2 protein-coding genes and 1 pseudogene are annotated in these 4426 nt (G+C 64.2%); 1 reads left to right on the forward strand and 2 read right to left on the reverse strand.

What is annotated here, in order from left to right:
• Both RMO81_RS15665 and RMO81_RS15670 read right to left on the reverse strand, forming a co-directional pair.
• Positions 1-296 (reverse strand): annotated as a pseudogene (locus RMO81_RS15665) (peptidase S10); the annotation flags it as partial.
• Positions 297-450: 154 nt separating this feature from the next.
• Positions 451-2670: a VacB/RNase II family 3'-5' exoribonuclease gene (locus RMO81_RS15670; protein WP_310476883.1), complete on the reverse strand. Its 2220-nt coding sequence runs from the start codon at positions 2668-2670 to the stop codon at positions 451-453.
• Positions 2671-2785: 115 nt separating this feature from the next.
• Here RMO81_RS15670 and RMO81_RS15675 point away from each other — a divergent pair.
• A partial coding sequence (locus RMO81_RS15675) for an ABCB family ABC transporter ATP-binding protein/permease (protein ID WP_409049640.1) occupies positions 2786-4426 on the forward strand: 1641 nt, incomplete at its 3' end.

Raw genomic sequence — 4426 nt, forward strand, 5'->3', positions numbered from 1 at the left:
GGCCGCCCAGAACCTGCTGAACCTTCGCCAGTGGTGTAGGCGGTGTAGAAAATGCTGCCGGTGGGCTTGGCGTTGTCGTCACGGATGGTCAGCGTGCCGGCGGTGGCGGTGTAGGCGACGGGTTTGCCCTTGATGCTGACGCTGCCCTTGGAAGCCCAGACCTGTTCTTCCACGGTTGCGCGGGCGGTGCCGGCATCGGCTTCGGCGATCATGGCTTCGCGCGGTGTCTGGCGCTTTTCCTGAGCGAGGCTGGGCGCGGCCAGAGCGGTAAGCAGCAGTGCAGTCAGAAATTTCATCGACAATCCCTCATTTCATCTCAGACTGTTCAGCAACAAAAAAACGGCCGCATCGTCAAGCACGGTCCAAAACGAAAGTGGGTGCAGGGCCTCAGGCCCTGCCCGCGGCGGGTCCCATCGAAACGCAGTTTCGATGGGTGCCCTCGGAGGCCCCTCACTTCCGTCCGCGTCGTACCCCCGGCGGCACCCGCGATTTGCCCGGCCGTGGCGTGAAGCCGCGCGGGCGGGTGCGGTCGCGGCGAGGGCCCGGTGCGCTGCCACCCTCGACCAGTTCAAAGCGCAGCGCGCCGGTGATCGGGCTGGCTTCCGCCAATCGCAGTTCCATGCGCTGACCGACGGCATAACGCGTGCCGGTCTGGATGCCTTCCAATATCCGCGCGTCTTCATCGAACACAAAGCGTTCTTCGCCCAGCGTGGAGACCGGCACCAGCCCGTCACCGCCCAGACCTTCAACCGTGGCAAAGAACCCGAATTTTGCCACGCCGGTGATGCGGGTCTGCACGATCTCGCCGACCTTGGTCGATAGGAACGCGGCGACATAGCGATCGATGGTGTCGCGTTCGGCCTCCATGGCGCGGCGCTCGGTCATGCTGATATGGTCAGCCGTCTTGGTCAGGCCCTTTTCCTCTTCCGCGTGCAGCGCGCCGTCGCCCAGACGATACGCGGCAACCAGGCTGCGGTGCACCACCAGATCGGCATAGCGGCGGATCGGCGAGGTGAAGTGGGCGTAACTGCCCAGCGCCAGGCCGAAGTGGCCGACATTGGCCGGCGAATAATAGGCTTGGGTTTGCGTGCGCAGCACTTGTTCGGTGATCTGCTGGTAATTCTCGCCATCCTTGGCGCGGGCGAGGATGCGGTTGAAGATGGCCGGTTTGGCCACCTGCCCCAACGCCAGATTCTGCCCCAGCGTTTCCAGATAATCCCGCAGCGCCACGATCTTTTCGCGGCTTGGCACTTCGTGGCAGCGGAAGATGCAGCCGGCCTTCTTCTTCTCCAGCGCCTTGGCCGAAGCGACGTTGGCGGCGATCATGAAATCCTCGATCAACCGGTGCGCGGCGAGATGTTCGCGCACTGAAATGCCTGCGATGCGGCCGGCCTCATCCAGCACGACGCGCTTTTCGGGCAGCTCCAGCTCCAGCGGCTCACGTTCGGCACGCGCCTTGGCCAGGGCGCCCCACGCCGCCCACAAGGGTTGTAGCACGGGCAGCCACTCACCACTGCCGGCATCCATCGTCGCCTGCGCTTCTTCGTACGCGATGTTGGTGACGCAGCGGATGACAGCGCGGGTAAAGCGCCAGTTGAGCAATTTGCCTTGCGCGTCGATCTGCAGATGACAGGCCAGCACGGCGCGATCTTCATTCTCGACCAGGCTGCAGACGTGGGCGGACAATATCTCCGGCAGCATCGGCACGACGCGATCGGGGAAATAGACGCTGTTGCCGCGGCTGCGCGCCGAACGATCAAGCGCGGTGCCGGGGCGGACGTAAAAGCTCACATCGGCGATGGCGACGATGGCGCGGAAATGGCCGGGATTCTCGTCATCGGGCGCGGCCCACACCGCATCATCATGGTCGCGCGCGTCGGCCGGATCGATGGTGAGGAACGGCAATGCGCGCAGATCCTCGCGGTCACCCAGCGGCTGCCGGGCCATGCGCTCGGCCTCTTCCAGCGTCGATTCGTCAAAACGGTGCGGGATGCCCTTGGCGTGAATGGCGATCAGGCTGAACGCCTTAGGCTGGAACGGATCGCCCAGCACCTCGACAACGCGGCCATATTGGCGCGGCGGGCGGCCACTGGGTTCGGCCAGCACCAGATCGCCAGGCTGGCCGTCGCCGGGATCGTTGATGGCCAGATCGGTGCGGATCTTCTTGTCGACCGGCACCAGCCGCCAGCCCATCGGTTCCTTGCGCAGGATGCCGAGCACGAAATCATCGGATTTGGCCAGCGCCTTCATCGGAAACGCCAACAGGCCGCCGCCCTGTTCCTCGATGCGGGCCAGCAGCCGGTCACCCAGCCCAAAAGTGGCGTGGCGGCGCGGCTCGATCACGCGCAGGCGCGGTGGCGGCGTGCCCTGCTCCCAGCGATCCGGCACGGCGATCGCCACGCCATCAGCCACATCACAGATGCGGATGACCGTGACCTTCGGCAGGCCGCCGCCCTTGTGCAGATTGCGGCCAGGGCCGGATTCGAGCTCGCCGGCCTCCATCATCTCTTTCAGCAGCGATTTCAGCGCGATCTTGTCCTGCGCGTGCAGGCCGAACGCCTTGGCGATCTCGCGCTTGCCCACACTGGTTTTCTGGGTGGCGATGAAATCCAATATGGCTTGGCGGTCAGGCAGGCCGGCTTGGGGGCGATTGCGGGGAATGCGGGGCATGGCAGCACCATGGGCGTTCACGGCAGGTGGGGCAAGTGCGACCCCGCCCTTCCACTTGCGGAAGGGACAATCCATACCATTGTGCGGGGCGGCGGGGCGGCCCATATGCGTCACCATGCAATCCATGGCAGCACCTTCCTCCCCAGCCAAGGGCGAGGCCGACTTCAAGACGCTGAAGCGCTTCCTGCCCTATCTGTGGCCGGCTGGTCGCGGCGATCTGAAGCTGCGCGTGATCGGCGCGCTGTGCCTCGTGCTGCTGGCCAAGGGCGTCATGCTGGCCATGCCCTACACGCTGAAGCTGGCGCTGGATGCCATGTCGGACAAGGTTTCAGGCGGTGCCGGTGTGGCCATGGCGCTGGTTGCGTCTTATGCGCTGGCGCGGTTCGGCGGTGTGTTGTTCGACAATTTCCGCAACGCGCTGTTTGAAAAGGTCGGCCAGGAAGCCGCGCGCCATCTCAGCCTCGATGTGTTCGGCCACATCCATCGGCTGTCGCTGCGCTTCCACCTCGAACGCCGCACCGGCGCCCTCACCCGCCTGATCGAACGCGGCACCAAGAGCGTGGATACCATGCTCTATTTCCTGCTGTTCAACATCTTTCCCACCGTCATCGAACTCACCGCCGTGTGCATCCTGTTCGGTCGCAGCTTTGGCTGGGAACTGGTGGCGGCCACCTTGGCAACCGTGGCGGCCTATATCCTTTATACCCAGCGCATCACCGATTGGCGCGCCGAACTGCGGCGCCAGATGGTGGACAGCGACCAGAAGGCGACCGCCCGCGCCGTAGACAGTCTGCTGAACTACGAAACGGTCAAGTATTTTAACGCCGAAGCGCACGAGAACGCCAATTATGGCCGCGCCATCAAGCGGTACACCGATGCCGCCACCAAATCCGAAGTCAGCCTGGCCTGGCTCAACATCGGGCAAAGCTTCATCACCAACGCGCTGATGGCCGGTGCGTTGGTCTATGTGGTGTGGGGCTGGGAACAGGGCCGCTTCACCATCGGCGACATCGCCTTTGTGAATGGCCTGCTGATGCAATTGTTCCGCCCGCTCGATCTGCTCGGCATGGTCTATCGCGAGATCCGCCAGGGCCTGATCGACATGGACGCCATGTTCCGCCTGATCGATACTGCGCCGGAAATCGCTGATGCGCCTGATGCGACACCGCTGCAACTGGCTGGCGCGCGCATCGCCTTTGAACAGGTGCGGTTCGGCTATGACCCGCGCCGGCAGATTTTGCATGATGTCAGTTTCGAAGTGCCGCCGGGCCGAAAACTGGCGGTGGTCGGCCATTCGGGTGCCGGCAAGTCGACGCTCAGCCGCATCCTGTATCGTTTTTACGACATTCAGGGCGGCACGGTCAGCATCGACGGGCAGGACATCGCACATGTGACCCAAGACAGTCTGCGCCGGTCCATCGGCATCGTGCCCCAGGATACGGTGCTGTTCAACGATACGATCGGCTACAACATCGCCTATGGCCGACCGCAAGCGAGCGAAGCCGAGATCATCGCGGCGGCGCGCGGCGCGGCCATCCATGATTTCATCCTGAGCCTGCCGGATGGCTATCAGACGCCGGTGGGCGAACGCGGGCTGAAACTGTCAGGCGGCGAAAAACAGCGCGTTGCCATTGCCCGCACCATCCTGAAGAACCCGGCGATCCTGATCCTTGATGAGGCGACCAGCGCGCTCGACAGCGCCACCGAAGCCAGCATCCAGGAGGCGCTGGGCGGCGTTTCGGCCGGACGCACCACC

Origin of the sequence: Sandarakinorhabdus sp. (assembly GCF_031422795.1) — a bacterium.
GTDB lineage: Bacteria > Pseudomonadota > Alphaproteobacteria > Sphingomonadales > Sphingomonadaceae > Sandarakinorhabdus.